The organism is Streptomyces hamibioticus (assembly GCF_047946815.1).
Lineage (GTDB): Bacteria > Actinomycetota > Actinomycetes > Streptomycetales > Streptomycetaceae > Streptomyces.
Window position 1 is genome coordinate 870516 of the sequence record NZ_JBKKQY010000001.1, and the last position, 22718, is coordinate 893233.

The window sequence follows — 22718 nt, forward strand, 5'->3', positions numbered from 1 at the left end:
GACGAGTGTGCCGACCCGGCCGACCGGGCCGCAGGTCGGCGGCATGGTGGAATCTCAGGAGGATCCCGACATGTCAGATAGCCCCACTGTCCCGGAGGGCGGCTGTGAGCAGCCACGCACCGTCCTCACCGAGGCGGAGGTCGAGGCCCTGGTCCGCGGCATCTGCTTCAAGACCGGCCCGCCCCGCCGCCTCGGTGTGGAGGTGGAGTGGCTCGTCCACGAGCTGCGGGACCCGCGGCTCCCCGTGGCCCCCGGACGACTCGACGCGGCCTACGCCGCACTGCGGCCCGTGCGCCTGAAGTCGGCGCTCACCATCGAGCCCGGCGGCCAGCTGGAGCTGAGCTCGCCACCCGCCGACTCGCTGATGGACTGCGTCGGCACCGTCTCCGCCGACCTCGACGCCGTCCGGGCGGTCCTGCGCCGGGACGGACTGACCCTCGTCGGCCTCGGCCACGACCCCTGGCGGTCCCCCCGGCGCTTCCTGCGCCAGCCGCGCTACGACGCCATGGAGGCGTGCCTGGACCGCACCGGCCCGGCCGGCCGCGCGATGATGTGCACCTCGGCGTCCGTCCAGGTCTGCCTGGACGCCGGCTACGAGGAGCCCGGCCCCCTCGGGCACGTCCGGCGCTGGTGGCTGGCCCACCAGCTGGGCGCCGTGCTGGTGGCGGCGTTCGCGAACTCGCCGCTGGCCGTGCGCCGGCCCACCGGCTGGGTGTCCACCCGGCAGCTGCGCTGGACCCAGATCGGCCCCGCCCGGGCGGGCGGCCCGCCGCTGGACTCCGATCCGCGCGGCGCCTGGGCCCGGCATGTGCTGGACGCACCGGTGATGTGCGTCCGGCGCGACGGCGAACCCTGGGACGTCCCGGAGGGCCTGACCTTCCGGGAGTGGGCCCGCTCGGGTGTACCCAGGCCGCCGGAGCGGGAGGACCTCGACTACCACCTCACCACCCTGTTCCCGCCGGTCAGGCCGCGCGGCCACCTGGAACTGCGGATGATCGACGCGCAGCCCGGCGACGACGGGTGGATCGTGCCGCTCGCCGTGACGGCGGCGTTGTTCGACGACCCGGAGGCCGCCGAGACCGCCTACCGGGCCGTGAAGCCGCTGGCCGAGCGAGCCCACGGACTGCCCGCGCCGCACAACCCGCTGTGGCGGGACGCGGCCCGGACCGGGCTCGCCGACCCGGAGCTGCGCGAGACGGCCGTGACCTGCTTCGAGGCGGCCCTCGGGGCCCTGCCCCGGATCGGCGCCACCACCGAGGTGACCGCCGCCGTCACGGCGTACCTGGAGCGCTACGTGGCCCGGGGCCGCTGCCCCGCCGACGATCTGCTGGACCGGCCGGACGGCGCGGGTCCCGCCCACTCCCGGCTCCGCTCGAGCGGGGGGAACCCCAGCCCGCACGGAAAGGACTTCCGTTCATGACCGAGCCCGCCCACGACGCCGAAGCCCTGCGCGAGCGGGCACTGCACACGCTGGTCACCGCCCGGGAGCGGACCACGCTGCTGACCGGCTGCGTCGAGGACCCCGACCTGACCGCCCAGCACTCGCCGCTGATGTCCCCGCTGGTGTGGGACCTGGCCCACATCGGCAACCAGGAGGAGCAGTGGCTGCTGCGGGCCGTCGCCGGGCAGGAGGCGATACGGCCCGAGATCGACAGTCTGTACGACGCCTTCGAGCATCCGCGCGCCGACCGTCCCAAGCTGCCGCTGCTGCCGCCCGCCGAGGCCCGCCGCTACGCGGCCGACGTGCGCGGCCGGGCCCTGGACGTGCTGGAGAGCGCGGCGTTCCACGGCACGCGGCTGACGGAGGCCGGTTTCGCCTTCGGGATGATCGCCCAGCACGAGCAGCAGCACGACGAGACCATGCTGATCACCCACCAGCTCCGCAGGGGCCCGCAGGCCCTGACCGCCCCGGACCCCGGTCCGGTGCCGCTGTTCACCGGACCGTCCGAAGTCCTGGTGCCCGGCGGCCCGTTCACCATGGGCACCTCCACCGAGCCCTGGGCGCTGGACAACGAGCGGCCCGCGCACCGGCGCGAGGTGCCGCCGTTCTTCATCGACACCACACCGGTGACCAACGGCGCGTACCAGGCGTTCATCGAGGACGGCGGCTACGACGACCCGCGCTGGTGGGCGCCGGAGGGCTTCGACCACGTCCGCCGGCACTCCATCACCGCCCCGCTGTTCTGGCGCCGGGACGGCGGGCAGTGGCTGCGGCGCCGGTTCGGCGTCACCGAGGTGGTGCCCCCGGACGAGCCGGTGGTGCACGTGTGCTGGTACGAGGCCGACGCCTACGCCCGCTGGGCCGGGCGGCGGCTGCCCACCGAGGCCGAGTGGGAGAAGGCCGCGCGGTACGACCCGGCCGGCGACCGCTCGATGCGCTACCCGTGGGGCGACGCCGATCCGGGGCCCGGCCACGCCAACCTGGGCCAGCGGCATCTGCGCCCGGCGCCCGCCGGCAGCTATCCGGCCGGTGAGTCGCCGCTCGGCGTGCGGCAGCTGATCGGCGACGTGTGGGAGTGGACGGCGAGCGACTTCCTGCCGTACCCGGGGTTCCGCGCGTTCCCGTACAAGGAGTACTCGGAGGTGTTCTTCGGGTCCGACCACAAGGTGCTGCGCGGCGGTTCGTTCGCGGTGGACCCGGTCGCCTGCCGGGGCACGTTCCGCAACTGGGACTATCCGGTCCGGCGGCAGATCTTCGCCGGGTTCCGCACCGCCCGCTCCTCGGGGGTCTCCTGATGTGCCGTCACCTCGCCTACGTGGGGCCGGAGGAGCCGCTGGGCCGGCTCCTGGTGGCGCCCTCGCACGGTCTGTACCGCCAGTCCTGGGCGCCGCGGCGGCAGCGGTACGGCACGGTCAACGCCGACGGTTTCGGCGTGGGCTGGTACGCCGCCGGGGACGCCGTGCCGGCCCGGTACCGCAGGGCCGGGCCGATCTGGGCGGACCAGTCCTTCGCCGACCTGGCCCGGGTGGTGCGCACCACGGCGCTGCTCGGGGCGGTGCGCGACGCGACCCTGTCGGGTGCGGACGCGGAGGCCGCGGCGGCGCCGTTCGCCGCGGGGACCTGGCTGTTCAGCCACAACGGCGCGGTGGCCGAGTGGCCCGGCTCCCTGTCGGGGCTGGTCCGGTCGCTGCCCCCGGAGGACCTGCTGACGCTCCAGGCCCGCAACGACTCCGCGTTCGTGTGGGCGCTGGTGCTCAACCGGCTGCGGGCCGGCGACACCGAGGGCGATGCCCTGGCGGACACGGTCCTGGAGGTCGCCGCGGCGGCCCCCGGCTCCCGGCTCAACCTGCTGCTCACCAACGGCGGGACGATCGCCGCCACCGCCTGGGGCGACACGCTCTGTTATCTGACCCGGCCGGACGGCGGCACCGTCGTCGCCTCCGAGCCGTACGACGACGATCCGCACTGGCGGGAGGTTCCCGACCGCACCCTGCTGGTGGCGAGCCGCACGGACGTGCTGCTCACCCCGCTGAAGGACCTGGCACCCGACGAGCCGACCGCCCCCGCAACCGCCGAGGAGTCCCACCCGTGAGCCCGTTCCGTCTCACCCGCACGCTGCCCGAGGACGCCACGGACGCGGCCCTGCGCGACGACGTCGTGGCGGGCCTGACCGGCACGCCCAAGACGCTGCCGCCGAAGTGGTTCTACGACGCGCGCGGCAGCGAGCTGTTCGACGAGATCACCGAGCTGCCCGAGTACTACCCGACCCGTGCCGAGCGGGAGATCCTGCTCGCCCGCGCCGGTGAGATCGCCGCGGCGACCGGCGCCCGCACCCTGGTCGAGCTGGGCTCCGGCTCCTCGGACAAGACCCGGCACCTGCTCGACGCGCTGACGCGGCTGCGCGGCTATGTGCCGGTCGACGTCAGCGAGAGCGCCCTCACCCAGGCCGGGCAGGCCCTGGTCGCGGAGCGGCCCGGCCTGGACGTGCACGCGCTGATCGCCGACTTCACCGCGGGGCTCACCCTTCCGGACACCCCCGGCCCCCGGCTGCTGGCGTTCCTCGGCGGCACGGTCGGCAATCTGCTCCCGGCCGAACGCACCGCGTTCCTGGCCTCCGTGCGGGCCATGCTCGACCCCGGCGACGCGCTGCTGCTGGGCACCGACCTGGTCAAGGACGAGGGGGTGCTGGTCCGGGCGTACGACGACGCGGCCGGGGTGACCGCCGCGTTCAACAAGAACGTCCTGGCCGTGATCAACCGCGAGCTGGACGCCGACTTCGATCCCGCGGCGTTCGAGCATGTGGCGCTGTGGAACGCCGAGCGGGAGTGGATCGAGATGCGGCTGCGCTCACGGACGGACCAGACGGTGAAGGTGCAGGCGCTCGACCTGGCCGTGGAGTTCACGGCGGGCGAGGAGGTGCGCACCGAGGTGTCGGCGAAGTTCCGCCGGGAGGGTGTGCGCGGCGAACTGGCCGCGGCGGGCCTGGAACTGACCCACTGGTGGACCGATGCCGGGGACCGCTTCGCGCTGTCGCTGAGCACGGCGCGCTGAGCGCCGTGGCCGGGGCCCGGCCGTTGTGGCCGGGCTCCGGCAGGCCGGGCCCCGGCAGGGCAGGCCCCGGCCACGGGAGTGTCATTCCGCGTCGGGGTCGAGGAGTGCGGTGATGCGCTCGGAGGCGCGGCGGGCCTCGGTCCCGGGATCGGATCCGGTGAGCACTTTCGTCATGTACTCCTTGATCGGGTTGTCCGCCTCGACCCTGCCCCACAGGGGTGTGCCGGGGGTCGCCCGGCCCTGCGCGGCTCCGGCCGCCATGGCCGCGACCCCTTCCTCGCCGGCCACCGCGCCGGCCAGCGACTTCTTGTTCGGCACGTAGTTCATGGTGCGGGCCAGGTCCGTGTTCCACTTCTTCCCGGTGAGCGCCTCGACCACGGCGATGGCGGCCTCCCGCTCGTCGGTGTTCTTCGGGATGACCAGGTCGGAGCCGCCGGTGAAGACGGCACCGGGCCGGCCGGCGGTCTTGCCGGGCACGGGGAAGAAGCCGAGCCTGCCCTTCAGCTCCGGATTCTGCCGGACGACGGCCTGGGCGAGCCCGGGCACCGCCACGATCTGCGCGACCTTGCCGTCGGCGAACACCCCTGCCTGCGGCGGGCTTTCCTCGTCGGCGTCGACGGGTCCGTCGCCGAGCGCCTGGAGCTCGCGGTAGAAGTCCATGCCGCGCAGGGCGGCCGGGGTGTGCAGCGCGCCCTCCCAGACGGCGCCGCGCTGCACCGCGAGGTCGCCGCCCTCGTCCCAGACGAAGCCGGAGAGCGTGTACCAGTCCTGGCCGGCCAGGTAGATGCCCTGGTTGCCGTCCGTGTCGAGCCGCTCGGTGATCTCCAGCCACTCGTCCCGGGTGCGGGGCGGTGCGGTGATACCGGCCTGTTCGAACAGGTCCGTGCGGTAGATGACGACGCGGTTGGCGGCGTACCAGGGGATGCCGTACTGCTGGGACAGGTACTCGCCGGGCTGGGCGAGGCCGGGCAGCCAGTCCTCGATGCCCCAGTCCCGCATCGACTCCAGGGTCAGGTCGAGCAGCCGGCCGCCCTCGGCGTACTGCGCCACCTGGGTGTTGCCGACCTCGATGACGTCGGGTCCGTCGGTGCCGTCCGCCCTCAGCGCGGCCTGCACCTTCTCGCCGATGCCGGTCCACTGCTGGATGCGGACGTCGAGGTCGAGGCCGGGGTGCGCGCGCTCGAACTCCTCGGTGAACCGGCGCTGGAAGTCCTGTGAGGCGCTGTCCTTCATCAGCCACACGGTGACGGTGCGCCGTTCGGACCCGCCGTCCTGGGAGAGCACTCCGCATCCGCTGAGCACGGCGGCGGACGCACAGGCAAGGGCAAGCAGGCGGCGACGTCTCACGAGGGGTCCTGTTCTGTCTGACGGACAGGGCGGCGCGGCCGGAGTTGTCCGGCGCACGGGCAAGGGGCCCGACGTGGGGGGAGGAGCGCATAGCTCGTACGGGTGTGCTGGATTTTGGTATGGACCAATGCGGAGGTCAAGGGGCGCCGGGCGCCGATGCCCACCGCACCGCCGTACCGCAGTACCGCCGTCTCGCGCTCCGGCACGGCTTGGGGCACGGTGGAGTGGCACGCACCCCACGTGACGCCGTCGTCACCGCGGAGAGGAGCACCCGCATGTCGAACCACACCTACCGGGTCACGGAGATCGTCGGCACCTCGCCCGACGGCGTGGACCAGGCCATCCGCAACGGCGTCTCGCGCGCCTCGCGGACGCTGCGCAACCTGGACTGGTTCGAGGTGACCCAGGTGCGCGGCCAGATCGAGGAGGGCGGGATCGCCCACTGGCAGGTCGGTCTGAAGGTCGGGTTCCGGCTGGATGAGGCGGACTGAGCCCCGCCCGAGGGGGCCCGGGCGGTCACGTGCGGGTCAGGTGCGCCCTTCGCGCTCCTGCGCGACCTTCAGCTCCGCGGACCGCGCCGCCCAGCGGGCCCGTACGACGGTGAATCCCGCCCGTTCGGCGTCCTCGCAGACCAGCTCGTCGTCGTCGACCAGGACGCGGATGTCGCGCGTACGGGCGAGCCGGCCGAGGATCTCCAGCTTGGTGCGCCGGGCGGGCCTGCGGTCGGCGTCGCGCCGCATGTACACGCGCCCTTCCGGGAGACCCTGCGCGGCCAGCCAGTCGAGCGTGTCGCGCCGGCAGCGCTCCGGCCGCCCGGTCAGATAGACGACCTCGCACTCCTCGGCGCTCTCGCGGACCAGCGCGATGCCCTCCGCCAGCGGCGGATCGTGCGGCGCGGCGGCGAAGAACCCGTCCCAGTCGCGCGGCCGGCGCTCCAGGAACCGCTGCCGGTGCGCGGTGTCGGCGAGGGTGTTGTCCAGGTCGAACACGGCCAGCGGGCGCTTGCTGCTCTCGGTCACGCCGCCACGATACGGGCACCCCGCGGGGCGGTGGGAATGCGGCGGGCGGTCAGATGTTGTACCCCGTGTGACCTCGTCGACCTCCACCACCCGGACCGCCACCACCCGGACCGCCCGCACCCGCTTCTCCGTCCTCGACCGTTCGCGCACCCGCGAAGGCCACCCGCCCGGCGAGGCGCTGCGCGACACGGTGACGCTGGCACGGGAGGCGGAGCGGCTCGGCTACCACCGGTTCTGGGTGTCGGAGCACCACGGTGTGCCCGGGGTGGCCGGGTCGGCGCCGACCGTGCTGGCCGCCGCGGTGGCCGGGGCGACGCGGACGATCCGGGTGGGCACCGGCGGGGTGATGCTGCCCAACCATCAGCCGCTCGTCGTCGCCGAGCAGTTCGGGGTGCTGGAGTCGCTGTTCCCGGGACGGATCGACATGGGCCTCGGCCGCTCGGTGGGCTTCACCGACGGGGTGCGCCGGGCACTGGGGCGGGACAAGGGGGCCGCCGACCGCTTCGAGGAGCAGTTGGCCGAGTTGCTCGGCTGGTTCGCCGGCACCTCCCCCACGGGCGTCCACGCGCGCCCGGCGGAGGGGCTGGCCGTTCCGCCGTTCGTGCTGGCCATGGGCGAGGGCGCGGCCGTCGCTGCCCGGGCCGGCCTGCCGATGGTCATCGGCGACCTGCGCGACCGGGACCGGATGCGGCGCGGCATCGACCGCTACCGCGCGGACTTCCGCCCCTCGGCGTGGGCGAGCGAGCCGTACGTGGTCGTCTCCGGCACCGTCGCGGTGGCCGAGACCCCCCAGGCGGCCCGGCGGCTGCTGGTCCCGGAGGCCTGGTCGATGGCGTACTCGCGCACCCACGGCTCCTTCCCGCCGCTGCCGCCCGCGGAAGCGGTCGAGAGCCGCGCCATGACGGACAAGGAACGCGGCTTCTACGAGGCCGGTCTCGGCGGCCACATCGCGGGCACCCAGGAGCAGGTCGCCGACGAGCTGGAGACGCTGCTGAAGGAGACGGAGGCGCAGGAGGTGCTGGTGACCACGAGCACCCACGACCGTGCCGCCCTGCTCGACTCCCACCGGCGGCTCGCGCGGATCTTCGGGGCGGCACAGGCGTAGGATCGCGGGGTTTGTCCCCTCCCCCGGAGCCCGCGATGCACGACCCCCACGCCCACCACAGCACCCACGATCCGTACGTCCGCGTCCGAGGCGCCCGTGAGCACAACCTCAAGGGCGTGGACGTCGACATCCCACGTGACGTGGTGGCCGTGTTCACCGGCGTGTCGGGCTCGGGCAAGTCGTCACTGGCGTTCGGCACGGTCTACGCCGAGGCGCAGCGCCGGTACTTCGAGTCGGTCGCTCCGTACGCGCGCCGCCTGATTCACCAGGCCGGTGCGCCGAAGGTCGGCGAGATCACCGGGCTGCCGCCCGCCGTCTCACTCCAGCAGCGCCGCACGGCGCCGACGTCCCGGTCGTCCGTCGGCACGGTCACCAACCTGTCGAACTCGCTGCGGATGCTGTTCTCCCGGGCCGGCGACCACCCCCCGGGCGCCGAACGGCTCGACTCCGACGCGTTCTCGCCCAACACGGCGGCGGGGGCGTGCCCCGAGTGCCACGGGCTCGGGCGGGTGCACCGGACCACCGAGGAGCTGCTGGTCCCGGACCCGTCGCTGTCGATCCGCGAGGGCGCGATCGCCGCGTGGCCGGGCGCCTGGCAGGGCAAGAACCTGCGCGACGTCCTCGACGCGCTCGGGTACGACGTCGACCGGCCCTGGCGCGAGCTGCCCGCCGAGCAGCGGGAATGGATCCTGTTCACCGACGAGCAGCCGGTGGTCACCGTGCACCCGGTGCGGGAGGCCGGGCGGATCCAGCGGCCGTACCAGGGCACGTACATGAGCGCCCGGCGGTATGTGATGAAGACGTTCGCGGACTCGAAGAGCGCGACCCTGCGCGCCAGGGCGGAACGCTTCCTCACCGGCGCGCCCTGCCCGGCCTGCGGCGGCAGCCGGCTGCGGCCCGAAGCCCTGGCGGTGACCGTCGGGGGCCGGACCATCGCCGAGCTGGCCGCCCTGCCGCTCTCCGAGCTGCCCGCGCTGCTGCCCACGGACGGCGAGGCGGCCCGGGTGCTCACCGCCGACCTCACCTCCCGCATCGGGCCCGTCGTCGAGCTGGGCCTCGGCTATCTGAGCCTCGACCGCGCGGCACCCACCCTGTCGGCGGGCGAGCTGCAGCGGCTGCGCCTCGCGACGCAGCTGCGCTCCGGGCTGTTCGGCGTGGTGTACGTCCTGGACGAGCCGTCGGCAGGGCTGCACCCGGCGGACACGGAGGCGCTGCTGACGGTGCTGGAGCGGCTGAAGGCGGCGGGCAACTCGGTGTTCGTGGTGGAGCACCACCTGGACGTGGTGCGCGGCGCCGACTGGATCGTGGACGTCGGCCCGCGGGCGGGCGAGCACGGCGGGCGGGTGCTGCACAGCGGGCCGCCGGCGGAGCTGGCCGGGGTGGCGGGTTCGCTGACGGCCCGGTACCTCTTCGACCGCTCCCCCGCCCCCGCCCGTGAGCCCAGGAAGCCGCACGGCACACTGACGCTCGGCCCGGTCACCCGGCACAACCTGCGCGGGGTGACCGCCGAGTTCCCGCTCGGCGTCCTGACGGCGGTCACCGGCGTCTCGGGCTCCGGAAAGTCCACGCTGGTCGGTGAGGTCACCGACCGGCTGCCCGGCGTGGGGCGGCTGGTCTTCGTCGACCAGAAGCCGATCGGGCGGACCCCGCGCTCCAACCTCGCCACGTACACCGGACTGTTCGACGTCGTGCGCAAGGTCTTCGCGGGTACCGAGGCGGCCCGGGAGCGGGGGTACGGCGTCGGCCGCTTCTCCTTCAACGTCGCCGGGGGGCGCTGCGAGACCTGCCGGGGCGAGGGCTTCGTCAGCGTGGAACTGCTGTTCCTGCCCAGTACGTACGCGCCGTGCCCGGACTGCGGCGGGGCGCGGTACAACCCCGAGACGCTGCACGTGACGTACCAGGGGCGGAACATCGCGGAGGTGCTGGATCTGACGGTGGAGAGCGCCGCGGAGTTCTTCACGGACACCCCGGCGGTGGCGCGCAGCCTCGGCACCCTGCTCGACGTGGGCCTCGGCTATCTGCGGCTCGGGCAGCCCGCGACCGAGCTGTCCGGCGGGGAGGCGCAGCGCATCAAGCTGGCGAACGAGTTGCAGCGGGGCCGCCGCGGCCACACCCTCTACCTGCTGGACGAGCCGACGACCGGTCTGCACCCGGCCGACGTGGCGGTTCTGATGCGGCAGTTGCACGGCCTGGTGGACGCCGGGCACACGGTGGTCGTGGTCGAGCACGACATGTCCGTGGTGGCCGGCGCGGACTGGGTGATCGACCTGGGCCCGGGCGGCGGTGACGCGGGGGGCCGGATCGTCGCGGCGGGAACCCCGGCGGCGGTCGCCCGCGCGGCGGGCAGTGCGACGGCGCCGTATCTGGCGCGGGCCCTGACGGGTTCGCCGCGGCCGTGACGGGCGGCAGAGGCGGGCGGCAGATGCAGGTGGCAGAGGCGGCCCGGGCTTCGGCGGTGTGCGTCGCCGCGCCGTCCCCGGCGTGCCCGTGTGCCCCCGGCGTGCCCGTGTGCCCCCGGCGTGCCCGTGTGCCCCCGGCGTGCCCGTGTGCCCCCGGCGTGCCCGTGTGCCCCCGGCGTGCCCGTGTGCCCCCGGCGTGCCCGTGTGCCCGGGCGCCGTCGGCGGCCCGGGCAGTGTCAGGGCGCACGCGCCCGCCCCGCGGCGGGCGCCGTCGGACGGGGCGCCGGCCGGGTCACTCGCGGTCCGGCCGCCTCGGCATGTCGTCCTCGGTGCCCTCCGTCTCGATGCGCTCCTTGCGGACCTGGCCGCGGACGGTCTCGTCGTCGGCGTGCTCCTCGGTGGTCATCCGCACGCGCTCCACCGGCACCGCCTCGGTCTCCACGACCGGGCGCTCCTCGTGCAGCGTGACCTCGTGCTCGGCGTCGCTGATGTCCGGCCCGGACAGCGCCTCGTCGCGGTTGGCGTCCGTGATCGGCTCCCGCTCGACGCGCACCTCCTCGTGGCGCACCGGGACGGTCTGCTCGACCTCCTCGGTGACCACGTACTTGCGCAGCCGGGCCCGGCCGGTCTCACGGCGCTCGACGCCGACGTGCATCTGCTCCTCGGAGCGGGTCATGGCGTCGTCGTCGCCCATGCCCGTCCGGTCCGGGGTACGGCCGTACCCGGCGGCGCCCGCCGCGCGGCCACCGTCGCCGGACCGCTCGGCCTCGAACAGCACGCTGTCCCAGTTGATGCCGTAGTAGTCGTACAGACGGTGCTCCTCGCTCTCCGAGAGGTGCCCGCCCGAGTCGACGTCGACGTGGGGCGCGCCCTTGACCTGGTCCTTGCGGTAGGGAACCTCGAGGTGGTCCTGCACCAGGTTCGCGTCGCGGATGGGTACGAAGGACTCGCTGGAGCCGAACCATCCGGTCTTGACGCTGACCCATTCCGGCCGGCCCGTCGCGTCGTCGAAGAAGACGTGCTTGGCCTCACCGATCTTGTTGCCGTCGCCGTCGTAGACGGGGTGGTCCAGCAGCTGGGTGATCTCTTCGCGGGTGATCATCTGGCATCACCCTCCTTCCGGAGTGCCTGCTCTCCGGTTCTCCGCATCAACTGCCAGGAAACGGCACATCAGCCACAAAGGTCACGTACTTTTCGAAGGGTACTTTCCGCCGGTGATCGTGTTCCGGGAGCGTGTCCGCCGGCCGGGCGGCGCGGGCGAGGGACCGGCGGTCGGGGTGTGCACCCGGCGGGATCACGGGGCAGACCCGCGCCTCGGCCACCAGCCCGCGGGCCGAGGCCACCCGCCACAGCGACGCGAGCAGCGTGTCCTCGCCGACGAACGCGGGCGCGGTGCTCAGCGACCGCCCCTCGGCCGAGTAGCGGATGCGGACCGGCTGGACGGGTACGCCGGCGTCGAGGGCGGCCTGGAAGACGGCACGGCGGAACGGGCCCGATGCCCGGCCGCACCAGGTGCTGCCCTCGGGGAAGACCGCGACCGCGGTGCCGCCCCGCAGCACCTCGGCGATGCGGGCCACCGTGCCGGGCAGGGCGCGCAGCCGGTCCCGCTCGATGAACAGGGCGCCTCCGCGCGCGGCGAGCGGCCCCGCGACCGGCCACCGCCGGATCTCGGTCTTGGCGAGCATCCGGGCCGGACGGACCGCGGCGAGCAGCGGTATGTCGAGCCAGGAGACGTGGTTGGCGACGAGGAGCAGCCCGCCGGCGGGCGCGGCGGCGCCGGTGATCCGGACCCGGACGCCCGCGGCCCGGACCAGCCACCGGCACCAGCGCCGCACCAGTCCGGCGGGGATCCGGGGGCCGAGCGGCGACAGGGCGACGCCGGCGAGGAGCAGTACCGCCACCGCCGTGAGCCGCAGCACGGCCCGGGGTACGGCGCGGGCCACGGCTCCCGGCGGCTCCACGCACGCGCCGGGCGTGCAGGGCGCGGCGGGCAGCCAGCCGCTCATCAGGCCGGGACGAGGGAGAGGAAGTGCCGCAGATAGCGCGGGTTGACCCGGCGCATCGACAGCAGCACGTACAGGTCGGCGACCCCGAAGTCCGGGTCGTGCGCGGGCTCGCCGCACACCCAGGCGCCCAGGCGGAGGTAGCCGCGCAGCAGGGCGGGAAGCTCGGCGGGGGCTACGGTCCGGTCGGCGGAGGCCGCGGACGGCTCGGTGCCCGGGGCCCACGGCAGCAGCGGGCGCACCCGGTACTCCGGCGGGGCCAGGTGCTTGTTGTTCCGCACCCGGTCCCAGGTCGCGGCGGCCAGGGCGCCGCCGTCGGCGAGCGGCACGGAGCAGCAGCCCGCCAGCCACTCGTGGCCGCCGTCGGTCATGTAGCGGGCGATGCCGGCCCAGATGAGCCCGATGACGGCACCGTCGCGGTGGTCGGGGTGCACGCAGGAGCGGCCGACCTCGACCAGCCGGGGCCGGATGGCGTCCAGCCCCGTGAGGTCGAACTCGCCCTCCGCGTAGAGGCGGCCGGCGACCGCCGCCCGCTCCGGCGGCAGCATCCGGTAGGTACCGACCACCTCCCCGGTCGTCTCCTCGCGCACCAGCAGGTGGTCGCAGTACGCGTCGAAGGCGTCGACGTCGAGCCCGGGCTGCGGGCCGGACAGCAGGGCACCCATCTCCCCCGCGAACACGTCGTGCCGCAGCCGCTGCGCGGCACGCACGTCCTCCTCGTCTCGAGCGAGGGAGACGGTGTAACGGGCGGGTGCGGTGGGCTGCGGGGGACGGTCGACGGTCAGTACGCCGCTCATGGCTGCTCTCCTGGTCGGGTGCCGGGTCCGCCACAGTTCTTCCGACGCCGGCTGTCCGGCGCGTGTCCAGTGCCGGGAGAGCGGATGTGCGCTTGCTGAATGCCAGGGTCGGGAAGCGAGACGGGACCGGGATGAGCACCACTCCCGGCCCCGCCCGTCCGCACCTTGTCGGCGAACGTTCACTGAGACACCCCGCAGGGACGCGATGTGCCTCGATCCCCTGCGGCGTTACCGCTTCACCTTCCGCGCGGCCCGCAGCCACTCCTTGTTCATGGAGGTGATGGACATCAGCGGGATGCCCTTCGGGCAGGCGGTGGCGCACTCCCCGGCCAGGGTGCAGCCGCCGAAGCCCTCCTCGTCCATCTGCGCCACCATGTCCAGCACCCGGGTCTCCCGCTCGGGCGCCCCCTGCGGCAGCACGTTCAGATGGTTCACCTTCGCGGAGGTGAACAGCATCGCCGCGCCGTTCGGGCAGGCGGCGACACAGGCGCCACATCCGATGCACTCCGCGTGCTCGAAGGCGAGGTCGGCGTCCGGCTTCGGCACCGGTGTGGCGTGGGCCTCGGGCGCGGAGCCGGTGGGCGCGGTGATGTAGCCGCCGGCCTGGATGATCCGGTCGAACGCGGACCGGTCGACGACCAGGTCCTTCACGACCGGGAAGGCCGCCGCCCGCCACGGCTCGATGTCGATCGTGTCGCCGTCCTCGAAGGACCGCATGTGCAGCTGGCAGGTGGTGGTGCGCTCGGGCCCGTGCGCGTCGCCGTTGATGACGAGCGAACAGGCTCCGCAGATGCCCTCGCGGCAGTCGTGGTCGAAGGCGACCGGGTCCTCGCCCTTGAGGATGAGTTCCTCGTTGAGGGTGTCGAGCATCTCCAGGAAGGACATGTCGGGTGAGATGCCGTCCACCTCGTACGTGGACATGGCGCCGTCGGCGCCGGCGTTCTTCTGCCGCCAGACGCGCAGGGTGAGCCTCATGCGTAGCTCCGCTGGGTGGGGTGGACGTACTCGAAGACCAGGTCTTCCTTGTGCAGGGTCGGAGCCTCGCCGGTGCCGGTGAACTCCCAGGCTGCGGCGTAGCCGAACTCGTCGTCCTTGCGGGCCGCCTCGCCGTCCGGGGTCTGGGACTCCTCGCGGAAGTGGCCGCCGCAGGACTCCGACCGGTGCAGCGCGTCGAGGCACATCAGCTCGGCGAGCTCCAGGTAGTCGACGATGCGGTTGGCCTTCTCCAGGGACTGGTTGAACTCCTCGCCGGTGCCCGGGACCTTGATGCGCCGCCAGAACTCCTCGCGGATCTGCGGGATCCGCTCCAGCGCCTTGCGCAGACCGGAGTCGGTGCGGGCCATGCCGCAGAACTCCCACATCAGCTCGCCGAGTTCGCGGTGGAAGCAGTCCGGGGTGCGGTCGCCGTCGACGGCGAGCAGCCTCTCCAGCCGGTCCTTCGTCTCCCGTACGACGGTGACGGCGGCCGGGTGGGTGTCGTCGACCTCGTCCTTGTGCGGGTTGCGGGCCAGGTAGTCGTTGATGGTGGCGGGCAGCACGAAGTAGCCGTCGGCCAGGCCCTGCATCAGCGCCGAGGCGCCGAGCCGGTTGGCGCCGTGGTCGGAGAAGTTGGCCTCGCCGATCGCGAACAGGCCGGGGACGGTGGTCTGGAGGTCGTAGTCCACCCACAGGCCGCCCATGGTGTAGTGCACGGCGGGGTAGATCCGCATCGGCACCTCGTACGGATCCTCGTCGGTGATCCGCTGGTACATGTCGAAGAGGTTGCCGTACTTCGCCTCGACGGCCTTCCGGCCCATCCGCTTGATGGCGTCGGCGAAGTCCAGGTAGACGCCCTGCCCGCCGGGGCCGACGCCGCGGCCCTCGTCGCAGACGTTCTTCGCGGCGCGGGAGGCGATGTCGCGGGGCACGAGGTTGCCGAAGGACGGGTAGATGCGCTCCAGGTAGTAGTCGCGCTCGTCCTCGGGGATCCGGTTCGGCGGGCGGGTGTCGCCCTTGGCCTTGGGCACCCAGATCCGGCCGTCGTTGCGCAGCGACTCGCTCATCAGCGTCAGCTTGGACTGGTGGTCGCCGGTGCGCGGGATGCAGGTGGGGTGGATCTGCGTGAAGCAGGGGTTGGCGAAGTAGGCGCCGCGCCGGTGCGCCCGCCAGATGGCGGTCGCGTTGGAGTTCATCGCGTTGGTCGACAGGTAGAAGACGTTGCCGTAGCCGCCGCTCGCGAGCACCACCGCGTCCGCGAAGTACGTGTCGATCCTGCCGGTGATCAGGTCGCGGGCGACGATGCCGCGGGCCCGCCCGTCGACGACGATCAGGTCGAGCATCTCGGTGCGCGGGTGCATCTCGACGTTGCCGGCGGCGATCTGCCGCGACAGCGCCTGGTAGGCGCCGAGCAGGAGCTGCTGGCCCGTCTGGCCGCGGGCGTAGAAGGTGCGGGAGACCTGGACGCCGCCGAAGGAGCGGGTGTCGAGCAGGCCGCCGTACTCGCGGGCGAAGGGCACGCCCTGCGCCACGCACTGGTCGATGATCTCGACGGAGATCTGCGCGAGGCGGTGCACGTTGGACTCACGGGCCCGGAAGTCGCCGCCCTTGACGGTGTCGTAGAACAGGCGGTGGACGGAGTCGCCGTCGTTGCGGTAGTTCTTCGCCGCGTTGATGCCTCCTTGCGCCGCGATGGAGTGGGCGCGACGCGGGGAGTCCTGGTAGCAGAACTGGACGACCTTGTAGCCCTGTTCGGCGAGGGTGGCGCCGGCGGAGCCGCCGGCCAGGCCGGTACCCACCACGATCACCGTGTGCTTGCGCCGGTTGGCCGGGTTGACCAGCTTGGCCTCGAAGCGGCGCTTGTCCCAGCGCTCGTTGACGGGCCCGGCGGGGGCCTTGGTGTCGAAGACCGGCTCACCGGTCGTGTAGTCGGCGTAGGAAGTCATGGTCAGCTCACCACTCCGGTCATGACGCCCACGGGGACGGCGATGAAGCCGGCCGTGAGCAGCAGCGCGAGGACGTTGGCGACGGTCTTCGGGGCGCGGTCGCGGGTGCGGCTGCCGGCGCCGAGGGTCTGGGCTGCGGACCAGAAGCCGTGCCGGATGTGCAGGCCGAGGGCGAGCATCGCGACGATGTAGACGACGTTGCCGTACCAGGTGGAGAAGGTGTCCACGACGTTCTGGTAGGGCTTGCCCGTCTCGAAGCCGCCGGGGTGCGCGGTGCCCGTGGTCAGGTCCAGGATGTGCCAGACGATGAACAGGCCGAGGATGATCCCGCCCCAGCGCATGGTGCGGGTCGCGTAGCTCGCCCGGGGCCTGGAGTGCACGTACTTGCTGGGCCGGGCCTTGATGTCGCGGCGGCTGAGCTGGTACGCGGAGACGGCGTGGGCGACGACCGCGACGACGAGGACGACGCGGATCAGCCAGAGCGTCCACTCGTAGTGCATGAACGGCTCGCCGACGGTGCGCAGCCAGTGCCCGTAGGCGTTGAACTCGCTCGCCCCGAAGTAGATCTTCAGGTTTCCGATCATGTGGGCGATCAGGTACAGCAGCATGATCAGCCCGCTGACCGCCATCACGGTCTTCTTGCCGACGGTCGAGTCCCACACGGTGCGTGCCATGGACGGCCGTCGGTCCGTCCGCGTTGCCAGAGCCATGGCACCAGACGCTAGGGCCGAGTGGCCTCATCGGTCCAAGACATGGTCCAGCTTGATTCGATAGGGAAAACCTATAGCAGGCTATTCTGGGCGGATGCAGTTCCAGCAGCTCCAGTACTTCGTGGCGGTCGCCGAGACCCGGCACTTCACCCGGGCCGCGGAGGCCGTCCACGTCGCGCAGCCGTCGCTGTCCCAGCAGATCAAGGCGCTGGAGCGGGAGCTGGGCGCGGACCTGTTCCTGCGGGCACGGGGCAACATCACACTGACCGACGCCGGGGAGGCGCTGCTGCCGCTGGCCCGGCGCATCCTGGCCGACGCCGACACCGCCCGGCACGAGGTGCAGGAGCTGGTGCAGCTGCGCGGCGGCCGGGTTCGGCTGGGGGCCACGCCGAGTCTGTGCACGGGCCTGCTGCCGGACGTGCTGCGCGCCTTCCACGACCGCTATCCCGGCATCCGGCTGATGATCGAGGAGGGCGGCTCCCACGACCTGGTACGGAAGCTGGCGCGCGGTGCGCTCGACCTGGCCCTGGTCGTCCTGCCGCTGCCCACCCCGTCGCCGGCGCTGACCACGGTGGAGCTGCTGCGCGAGGACCTCGTGGTGGTGTCGTCCCCGGAGGCGCCCCGCCCCGGCGCCGGACGGCGCGCGGTACGCATCGCCGACCTGGAGGGAGAGCGGCTGGTGATGTTCCGGCACGGGTACGACCTGCGGGAGCTGACGGTGGCGGCGTGCCGCTCCGCGGGGTTCGAGCCGGATTTCGCGGTCGAGGGCGGGGAGATGGACGCGGTGCTGGGGTTCGCGCGGGCGGGGCTGGGGGTCGCCGTGGTGCCGCGGATGGTCGCCGCGCGGGCCGGGCGCGGGCTGCGGGTCACCCCGCTGGCCCGGCCGGGGCTGCACCGGACGATCGCGCTGGCGCACCGCAGCGATGTGGCTCCGCCTCGGGCCGCGCGGGAGTTGCAGCGGATGCTGCTGGAGAGGTGAGCGTGGCCCGGCGGGCGGTCGCGCCGTCGTGGAGAGCGTCGTTTCCGGAGTGCGGGTGGTGGGGGGGAGCGCGCAGTTCCCCGCGCCCCTGGGGAGCCGGGCCGCCCGGCGACAGATGGGGGCCGGGCGTCTCGGGGACGCGCCGTGCACTGCGCCCTGCCGTCGGCCGGGCGGCGGTCGCGCCGTGCTGGAGAGCGTTGTTTCCCGGGTGCGGGTGGTGGGGGCTGAGCGCGCAGTTCCCCGCGCCCCTGGGGCGGCGGTGGATGGGGGCCGGGGTAGTGGCCGGGGCCGCCGTGTGGGGCGGCGGCCGCTGGCCGACCGGTCAGCCTGTGGCGTCCACCAGTGCCAGTTCGTGGAGCCGTTCCGGTGGCCCCGGACGGGCGTAGTACCAGCCCTGGGCCGTGTCGCAGCCCAGTATGCGGAGCTGTTCGGCCTGGGCTCCCGTCTCCACGCCCTCCACGGTGACCGCCAGGTCGAGGCTGTGGGCGAGGGAGACGATCCCCTCGACGATCTTGAGGTCGACGGGGTCCGCCGGGAACTGCTGCATGCTCTGGGTGAAGGAGCGGTCCAGCTTGAGGACGCTCACCGGCAGCCGGCGCAGGTTGGCCAGGTTGGAGTAGCCCGTGCCGAAGTCGTCCAGGGCGATGTCGACACCCATCTCGGCCAGCCGCCGCAGCGGTTTGAGCAGGTCGTCGTCCGCGCCGATCAGCGCCGACTCGGTCACCTCCAGGCACAGCGCGTCCGGTGTGACGCCCGCGCGCTCCAGGATGTCGACGGTGTCCTGGACCAGGCCGGGGTGGTGCAACTGGCAGGGCGAGAGGTTGACGTTGATGCGCAGCGGGCCCGCTGCGGTCTGCGCGCCGTACCTCTCCCGCCACTCGCGGGCCTGCCGCACCGACTGCTCCAGCACCCAGCGGCCCAGCGGCACGATCAGCCCCGTGTGCTCGGCCAGCGGGATGAACCGGTCCGGGCCGAGCACACCGTGCTGCGGATGCAGCCAGCGCACCAGGGCCTCCGCGCCGCGCACGCTGCCGTCGCCGAGGCGGACCAGCGGCTGGTACTCGATGAAGAACTCGCCGCGTTCCAGCGCCATCGGCAGCGCGGTGGTCAGCCCGTGCCGGGTGATGACGCGGGCGTCGGCCTCCGGGTCGGCCAGCTCGTACCGGTTGCCGCCCGCCGACTTGGCCCGGTACATGGTGATGTCGGCGCTGCGCAGCACCTCCGCCGCGCTGCGCTCCCCCGCCGGTCCCTCGACCACGCCGATGCTGCCGCGCACGGTCAGTTCCCGGCCGTCCACGCTGATCGGGGCGAGCAGCGCGTTCATGATCCGGCCGGCCAGTTCGTCGACCTCACGCGGGGTGTCCGGACCGGTGGTCAGCGCCACGAACTCGTCGCCGCCGAGCCGGGCCACCATCTCGCCGGGCGCGGTGGCGCAGGACTGGAGGCGGTCGGCGACCTCGACGAGCAGCCGGTCCCCGGCCGCGTGGCCGAGGCTGTCGTTGACCGCCTTGAAGCCGTCCAGGTCGAGGTAGCACAGGCCGAAGCGCCGTCCCGGGCCGGCGTTCAGGGCCTTCTCCAGGCGTTCGAAGAAGAAGCTGCGGTTGGGCAGGCCGGTGAGCGCGTCGTGGGTGGCCTCGTAGCGCAGCCGCAGGTTGAGCAGCCGCCGCTCGGTGGTGTCCTCCATCAGGGCGAGCTGGTAGCGGGGGGTGCCGTCGGCGTCGCGCAGCAGGGAGACGGTGAGGTTGGTCCACAGGACCGTTCCGTCGGGCCGGTAGAAGGCCTTCTCCAGGTGGTAGTGCTCGCGCTCGCCGCGCACCAGCTCGTCGTAGAGCCGCCAGGTCTGCGGCGCGTCGTCGGGGTGGGTCCAGTCCCGGACGTTGCGGCCGCGCAGCAGCTGGTCGCCGAGGCCGAACATCCGCATGAGCGCCCCGTTGACCTGGAGGACGTTGCCGTCCAGGTCGGCGATGCCGATGCCTATGGCGGCGCCCTCGAAGACCGCGCGGAAGCGGGCCTCGCTGGCGTGCAGCGCCTGTGCGACCACGCCCTGTGCCTGGAGGGCGGCCTGCGCGATGGCCTCCTGCTCGGCCAGGGTCCGCTCGCGCAGCGCCTCGGCGAACCCGGCCGCCATGGCGTGCTGGAGCCGGGCCGAACGGGCCCGCAGGTCCTCGTGGTTGCCGTCCTCGCCGCAGTAGAGCACCAGATAGGCGTCGACGCAGTCCAGGGTGCGGCTGAGCGCCTCCGGATCGGTGCAGTGGGCGTCGACGAGCGCGGCGCCGACCGCCCTGCCCTCGTCGGCGTCGAAGCCACGCGCGCGCAGCGCCTGCTTGAGCCTGCGGGCGAGCGGCAGCAGCTCGTCCTCGAACTCCGGCCGGGTTGACGACGTCGAGGTCACCGGGAACACGGCCCGGCTCCAGATCGTCGCGAACCGGCGCAGTCTGTCCTCCGGCCCGTCCGGCTCCGCGATCACGCCGTACGTCCCACGCCGGCGAAACCGGAGAACGCGTACGGGTCCTCGTCGTCCGGCGCCACCTCGGGCCGCCAGCGCGGCATCGGCACCAGCCCGGGTTCCACCATGTCGTACCCCTCGAAGAATCGCGCGATGTCCTCGCGCGAACGCATGATCAGCGGATTGCGGATGTCCTTGTACACGTCGACCGTGCCCCGCGCCCGCTCGGGCGGGAGCGGGATGCCCTCGTACGAGGCATGCGTGAGGACCAGCATGCTGCCGGGGGCGAGGGCGTCGCTCAGCTCGGCCACCGCCGCGTAGGGGTCGTCCGCGTCTTCCACGAAGTGCAGTATGGCAACGAGAAGGAGTGCGACCGGACGATTCAGGTCGATCAGCCGCTCCACCGGGGAACTGCTCAGGATGTCCTGGGGCTTGAGCAGATCGGCCGCCACCACGTCCGCGTCGTCGTTGCCCGCCAGCACCGCCTGGCTGTGCGCGACCGCGACCGGGTCGTGGTCGACGTACACCACGCGCGCGCCGGGCCGGGCCCGCTGGGCCACCTCGTGCACGTTGCCGAAGGTCGGGATGCCGGAGCCGATGTCCAGGAACTGGGTGATGCCCTCGTCGGCGGCGAAGCGCACGGCACGGCGCATGAACGCCCGGTTCGCCTGCATGATCTTGGGGAGCCCCGGCATGAACTCCATGGCCTTGCGGGCCGCTTCCCGGTCGACCTCGAAATTGTGCGAACCGCCCAGGTAGAAGTCATAGATACGGGCCACGCTCGGCACCGTCATGTCGATGCTCCGTGGGGCCCAGGCGGGACGCTCCATCGATCTCTCCAAGGCGTAGGCGATCCGGTGTTCGAGCAGAGGCTACTGATCGCTCGCCAAAGGGGCGAGCAGAAACGGAAATTGACCATCCGTTCCCGGTCACTGCCCGCGTCACGCACCGTGCGCACGCCGAAGGGCCGTCCCCTCCGCCTGGGGTGCGGAGGAGACGGCCCGGTGGCCGACGCGCCTGTGGGGCCGCCCTGGGGAGGTCGCCTACTTCTCCTTCGGCGCGCCGACCGGCTTTCCGTCGGGCGATACCGCGTACCAGGTGCCGCCGACGCCCTGACCGTTGGTGTCACCGGGTTCCTTGTCCCCGGCGAAGGTGTAGATGGGCCAGCAGTCGACCGTCTGCTGTTCGGTGCCGTCGGGCCGGGTGAAGGTCATCAGGTCCTTCTTGACGACGCCCTCGGTGTCGTCGGGTTCCACGGGCGCCACGACGGGCCACTTCTCCAGGCAGGCTCCGGTGCACGTCGAGACCGGCTCCGGCCAGGCCTCGTCCTTCATGAAGCGGTAGACCGTCATGCCGTTCTTGTCGACGACGATCTCGCCGAGTTCCGGGTCGTTGCGGGTGGACAGCCCGGGCAGGTCCTCCGCCCCCTCCCGGCCCGCCTTCGCCTTCTTGCCGTCGGGGGCGAGCGCGTACCACTCGCCGCCCACGCCCTGGCCCTTGACCTCTCCGGCGGCCGTGTCCTTGGCGTAGCGGTACGCCGGCCAGCCCCCGATGGTCAGCTGCTTGGTGCCGTCGGCGCGGGTGACCTCGCCGAGCAGTTCCGGGTCGATGCCCTCGCCGGCGGCGGCGTCGTCGGCGGCGACGGGCGGCCAGGCGGTGGCGCAGTCGCCGTCGCAGTTCGACTTGGGCGGCTTGGCGGTGTCCTGGTCGAAGCGGTAGAGGGTGCGTCCGGCGCCGTCGGTCACCAGCTCGCCGAGTTCGGCGTTGTCGGCGACGGCCAGCTGCCCGGCGCCGGCGGGCTGCTCGCCGGCCGCGGGCGGGCTCGCGGAGTCCTGCCCGGCGCCCGCCGTGCCGCTGCCGAGTCCGGCACCGGCGCCGATCTCGTTCAGGTCGCCGGGCGCGGCGGTGGCGCCCACGTTCTGACTGCTCCCGGCCGCGCCGCCGTTGTCCTGACCGCACGCCGTCGTCAGCGCCAGCACGGCCGCAGCGCTCGCCACGAGTGAGGCGCTCCGCCAGGAGGTCTTCATCGTCAACTCCCGATCATCCCGAACGTGTTGCGGCCCCCTGCTGGGCCGCCGCACGACACTGGGTACGCGCGGGAGGACGGGTGGTGTTCAACGGCCGCCGAGATTTCTTCCGCGCCGGGCACCGGCACCGGCCGGCAGGCGGGGCCCCGCCGGTGCCTGCCTTCGGAGACGACGGGTTCGACGCCGCAGACGCCGGGTCCGCGGCCTGACCCGACGGGCACCGGCAAAGCGGCCGGACGTCGATGGGGCCCGCGCACGGACGGCGGACACCGGCCGGCCGGCGTGCGGCGAGCCGGTTCCGGTGAGGGAGGATCCGCCGGTGTCCGGGGACGCCGCGCGGGCCTGTGTGCGGGGCCGCGGAGTGCGCGGTGGGCCGGGATCAAACCGGCGAGCGGAGGTTCCCCCCTTCGGGGCAATCCCCCGGTACCTCGGCGTGCCCCGTCGGGGCAGGCCTCATGATCAGCCCCGTGCAT

General features: G+C 73.3%; 19 protein-coding genes. 8 read left to right on the forward strand and 11 right to left on the reverse strand.

Translation table 11 applies throughout. The features are described 5' to 3' along the window. Window positions 1-70 precede the first annotated feature (70 nt). Genes egtA through egtD form a run of 4 tightly spaced genes read left to right on the forward strand, consistent with a single transcriptional unit; the run spans window position 71 to window position 4492 of the window. Window positions 71-1420 (forward strand): ergothioneine biosynthesis glutamate--cysteine ligase EgtA, encoded by a 1350-nt coding sequence (gene egtA / locus ACLGIH_RS03995; RefSeq protein ID WP_416523817.1) that lies wholly within the window; start codon window positions 71-73, stop codon window positions 1418-1420. After that, complete coding sequence (gene egtB, locus ACLGIH_RS04000) at window positions 1417-2736, forward strand: ergothioneine biosynthesis protein EgtB (protein ID WP_416523818.1); 1320 nt, start codon at window positions 1417-1419, stop codon at window positions 2734-2736. Before egtA ends, egtB begins: the two co-directional genes overlap by 4 nt. Continuing rightward, entirely contained in the window at window positions 2736-3533 is a 798-nt protein-coding gene (egtC, locus tag ACLGIH_RS04005; protein WP_416523819.1) for an ergothioneine biosynthesis protein EgtC, read from the forward strand. The genes egtB and egtC overlap by 1 nt, the downstream gene beginning before the upstream one ends. Beyond that, window positions 3530-4492, forward strand: coding sequence for an L-histidine N(alpha)-methyltransferase (gene egtD / locus ACLGIH_RS04010; protein ID WP_416523820.1), 963 nt, complete (start codon window positions 3530-3532; stop codon window positions 4490-4492). The genes egtC and egtD overlap by 4 nt, the downstream gene beginning before the upstream one ends. An 81-nt stretch (window positions 4493-4573) precedes the next feature. Here egtD and ACLGIH_RS04015 read toward each other — a convergent pair whose 3' ends face one another. Beyond that, window positions 4574-5839, reverse strand: coding sequence for an extracellular solute-binding protein (locus ACLGIH_RS04015; protein WP_416523821.1), 1266 nt, complete (start codon window positions 5837-5839; stop codon window positions 4574-4576). Window positions 5840-6114: 275 nt separating this feature from the next. Between ACLGIH_RS04015 and ACLGIH_RS04020 the strand changes: the two genes are divergently transcribed. Continuing rightward, the gene (locus ACLGIH_RS04020) at window positions 6115-6330 is read left to right on the forward strand and encodes a dodecin (RefSeq protein WP_416523822.1); all 216 of its coding nucleotides are present in this window, start codon (window positions 6115-6117) and stop codon (window positions 6328-6330) included. Between the two features lie 36 nt (window positions 6331-6366). On the opposite strand, the gene ACLGIH_RS04025 is transcribed toward ACLGIH_RS04020, so the two are convergent. Further along, window positions 6367-6858, reverse strand: a complete 492-nt coding sequence (locus ACLGIH_RS04025; RefSeq protein ID WP_416523823.1) for a phosphatase domain-containing protein — start codon at window positions 6856-6858, stop codon at window positions 6367-6369. A 67-nt stretch (window positions 6859-6925) separates the two neighbouring features. On the opposite strand from ACLGIH_RS04025, the gene ACLGIH_RS04030 reads away from it, so the two are divergent. Beyond that, on the forward strand, window positions 6926-7963 hold the full coding sequence (locus tag ACLGIH_RS04030; RefSeq protein ID WP_416523824.1) for an LLM class flavin-dependent oxidoreductase: 1038 nt from the start codon (window positions 6926-6928) through the stop codon (window positions 7961-7963). A gap of 35 nt (window positions 7964-7998) precedes the next feature. Beyond that, window positions 7999-10362 (forward strand): ATP-binding cassette domain-containing protein, encoded by a 2364-nt coding sequence (locus ACLGIH_RS04035; protein ID WP_416523825.1) that lies wholly within the window; start codon window positions 7999-8001, stop codon window positions 10360-10362. A 292-nt stretch (window positions 10363-10654) separates the two neighbouring features. Here the strand turns inward: ACLGIH_RS04035 and ACLGIH_RS04040 are convergent, their stop codons facing one another. The 6 genes from ACLGIH_RS04040 to ACLGIH_RS04065 form a co-directional block, all read right to left on the reverse strand. Then, window positions 10655-11464 carry a DUF2382 domain-containing protein gene (locus ACLGIH_RS04040; protein ID WP_416523826.1) on the reverse strand — a complete coding sequence of 270 codons (810 nt, stop codon included), beginning with the start codon at window positions 11462-11464 and terminating at the stop codon, window positions 10655-10657. A gap of 46 nt (window positions 11465-11510) precedes the next feature. Continuing rightward, the gene (locus ACLGIH_RS04045; protein WP_416523827.1) at window positions 11511-12368 is read right to left on the reverse strand and encodes a lysophospholipid acyltransferase family protein; all 858 of its coding nucleotides are present in this window, start codon (window positions 12366-12368) and stop codon (window positions 11511-11513) included. After that, entirely contained in the window at window positions 12368-13162 is a 795-nt protein-coding gene (locus tag ACLGIH_RS04050) for a GNAT family N-acetyltransferase (RefSeq protein WP_416523828.1), read from the reverse strand. The genes ACLGIH_RS04045 and ACLGIH_RS04050 overlap by 1 nt, the downstream gene beginning before the upstream one ends. 228 nt (window positions 13163-13390) lie before the next feature. After that, window positions 13391-14137, reverse strand: a complete 747-nt coding sequence (locus ACLGIH_RS04055; RefSeq protein ID WP_416523829.1) for a succinate dehydrogenase/fumarate reductase iron-sulfur subunit — start codon at window positions 14135-14137, stop codon at window positions 13391-13393. After that, on the reverse strand, window positions 14134-16083 hold the full coding sequence (locus tag ACLGIH_RS04060; protein WP_416523830.1) for a fumarate reductase/succinate dehydrogenase flavoprotein subunit: 1950 nt from the start codon (window positions 16081-16083) through the stop codon (window positions 14134-14136). The genes ACLGIH_RS04055 and ACLGIH_RS04060 overlap by 4 nt, the downstream gene beginning before the upstream one ends. A 2-nt stretch (window positions 16084-16085) precedes the next feature. Next, window positions 16086-16757: a succinate dehydrogenase gene (locus ACLGIH_RS04065; RefSeq protein WP_416523831.1), complete on the reverse strand. Its 672-nt coding sequence runs from the start codon at window positions 16755-16757 to the stop codon at window positions 16086-16088. Between the two features lie 130 nt (window positions 16758-16887). Between ACLGIH_RS04065 and ACLGIH_RS04070 the strand changes: the two genes are divergently transcribed. After that, window positions 16888-17772, forward strand: a complete 885-nt coding sequence (locus ACLGIH_RS04070; protein WP_416523832.1) for a LysR family transcriptional regulator — start codon at window positions 16888-16890, stop codon at window positions 17770-17772. A 322-nt stretch (window positions 17773-18094) separates the two neighbouring features. Here the strand turns inward: ACLGIH_RS04070 and ACLGIH_RS04075 are convergent, their stop codons facing one another. The 3 genes from ACLGIH_RS04075 to ACLGIH_RS04085 all read right to left on the reverse strand — a co-directional run bounded on the left by ACLGIH_RS04075 (window position 18095) and on the right by ACLGIH_RS04085 (window position 22245). Then, window positions 18095-20239, reverse strand: coding sequence for a putative bifunctional diguanylate cyclase/phosphodiesterase (locus ACLGIH_RS04075; RefSeq protein WP_416523833.1), 2145 nt, complete (start codon window positions 20237-20239; stop codon window positions 18095-18097). Then, window positions 20236-21048 carry an SAM-dependent methyltransferase gene (locus ACLGIH_RS04080; protein WP_416523834.1) on the reverse strand — a complete coding sequence of 271 codons (813 nt, stop codon included), beginning with the start codon at window positions 21046-21048 and terminating at the stop codon, window positions 20236-20238. The genes ACLGIH_RS04075 and ACLGIH_RS04080 overlap by 4 nt, the downstream gene beginning before the upstream one ends. Before the next feature lie 213 nt (window positions 21049-21261). Then, window positions 21262-22245: an SCO0930 family lipoprotein gene (locus ACLGIH_RS04085; RefSeq protein WP_416529277.1), complete on the reverse strand. Its 984-nt coding sequence runs from the start codon at window positions 22243-22245 to the stop codon at window positions 21262-21264. Window positions 22246-22718 lie beyond the last annotated feature (473 nt).

Coding starts and splice junctions, on each gene's coding strand:
- ACLGIH_RS04060 (WP_416523830.1), bottom strand. CDS start 16,083: ATGACTTCCTACGCCGACTACACGACCGGTGAGCCGGTCTTCGACACC.
- ACLGIH_RS04040 (WP_416523826.1), bottom strand. CDS start 11,464: ATGATCACCCGCGAAGAGATCACCCAGCTGCTGGACCACCCCGTCTAC.
- egtC (WP_416523819.1), top strand. CDS start 2,736: ATGTGCCGTCACCTCGCCTACGTGGGGCCGGAGGAGCCGCTGGGCCGG.
- ACLGIH_RS04050 (WP_416523828.1), bottom strand. CDS start 13,162: ATGAGCGGCGTACTGACCGTCGACCGTCCCCCGCAGCCCACCGCACCC.
- ACLGIH_RS04055 (WP_416523829.1), bottom strand. CDS start 14,137: ATGAGGCTCACCCTGCGCGTCTGGCGGCAGAAGAACGCCGGCGCCGAC.
- ACLGIH_RS04065 (WP_416523831.1), bottom strand. CDS start 16,757: ATGGCACGCACCGTGTGGGACTCGACCGTCGGCAAGAAGACCGTGATG.
- egtB (WP_416523818.1), top strand. CDS start 1,417: ATGACCGAGCCCGCCCACGACGCCGAAGCCCTGCGCGAGCGGGCACTG.
- ACLGIH_RS04085 (WP_416529277.1), bottom strand. CDS start 22,245: ATGAAGACCTCCTGGCGGAGCGCCTCACTCGTGGCGAGCGCTGCGGCC.
- ACLGIH_RS04035 (WP_416523825.1), top strand. CDS start 7,999: ATGCACGACCCCCACGCCCACCACAGCACCCACGATCCGTACGTCCGC.
- ACLGIH_RS04080 (WP_416523834.1), bottom strand. CDS start 21,048: ATGGAGCGTCCCGCCTGGGCCCCACGGAGCATCGACATGACGGTGCCG.
- egtA (WP_416523817.1), top strand. CDS start 71: ATGTCAGATAGCCCCACTGTCCCGGAGGGCGGCTGTGAGCAGCCACGC.
- ACLGIH_RS04020 (WP_416523822.1), top strand. CDS start 6,115: ATGTCGAACCACACCTACCGGGTCACGGAGATCGTCGGCACCTCGCCC.
- ACLGIH_RS04070 (WP_416523832.1), top strand. CDS start 16,888: ATGCAGTTCCAGCAGCTCCAGTACTTCGTGGCGGTCGCCGAGACCCGG.
- ACLGIH_RS04045 (WP_416523827.1), bottom strand. CDS start 12,368: ATGAGCGGCTGGCTGCCCGCCGCGCCCTGCACGCCCGGCGCGTGCGTG.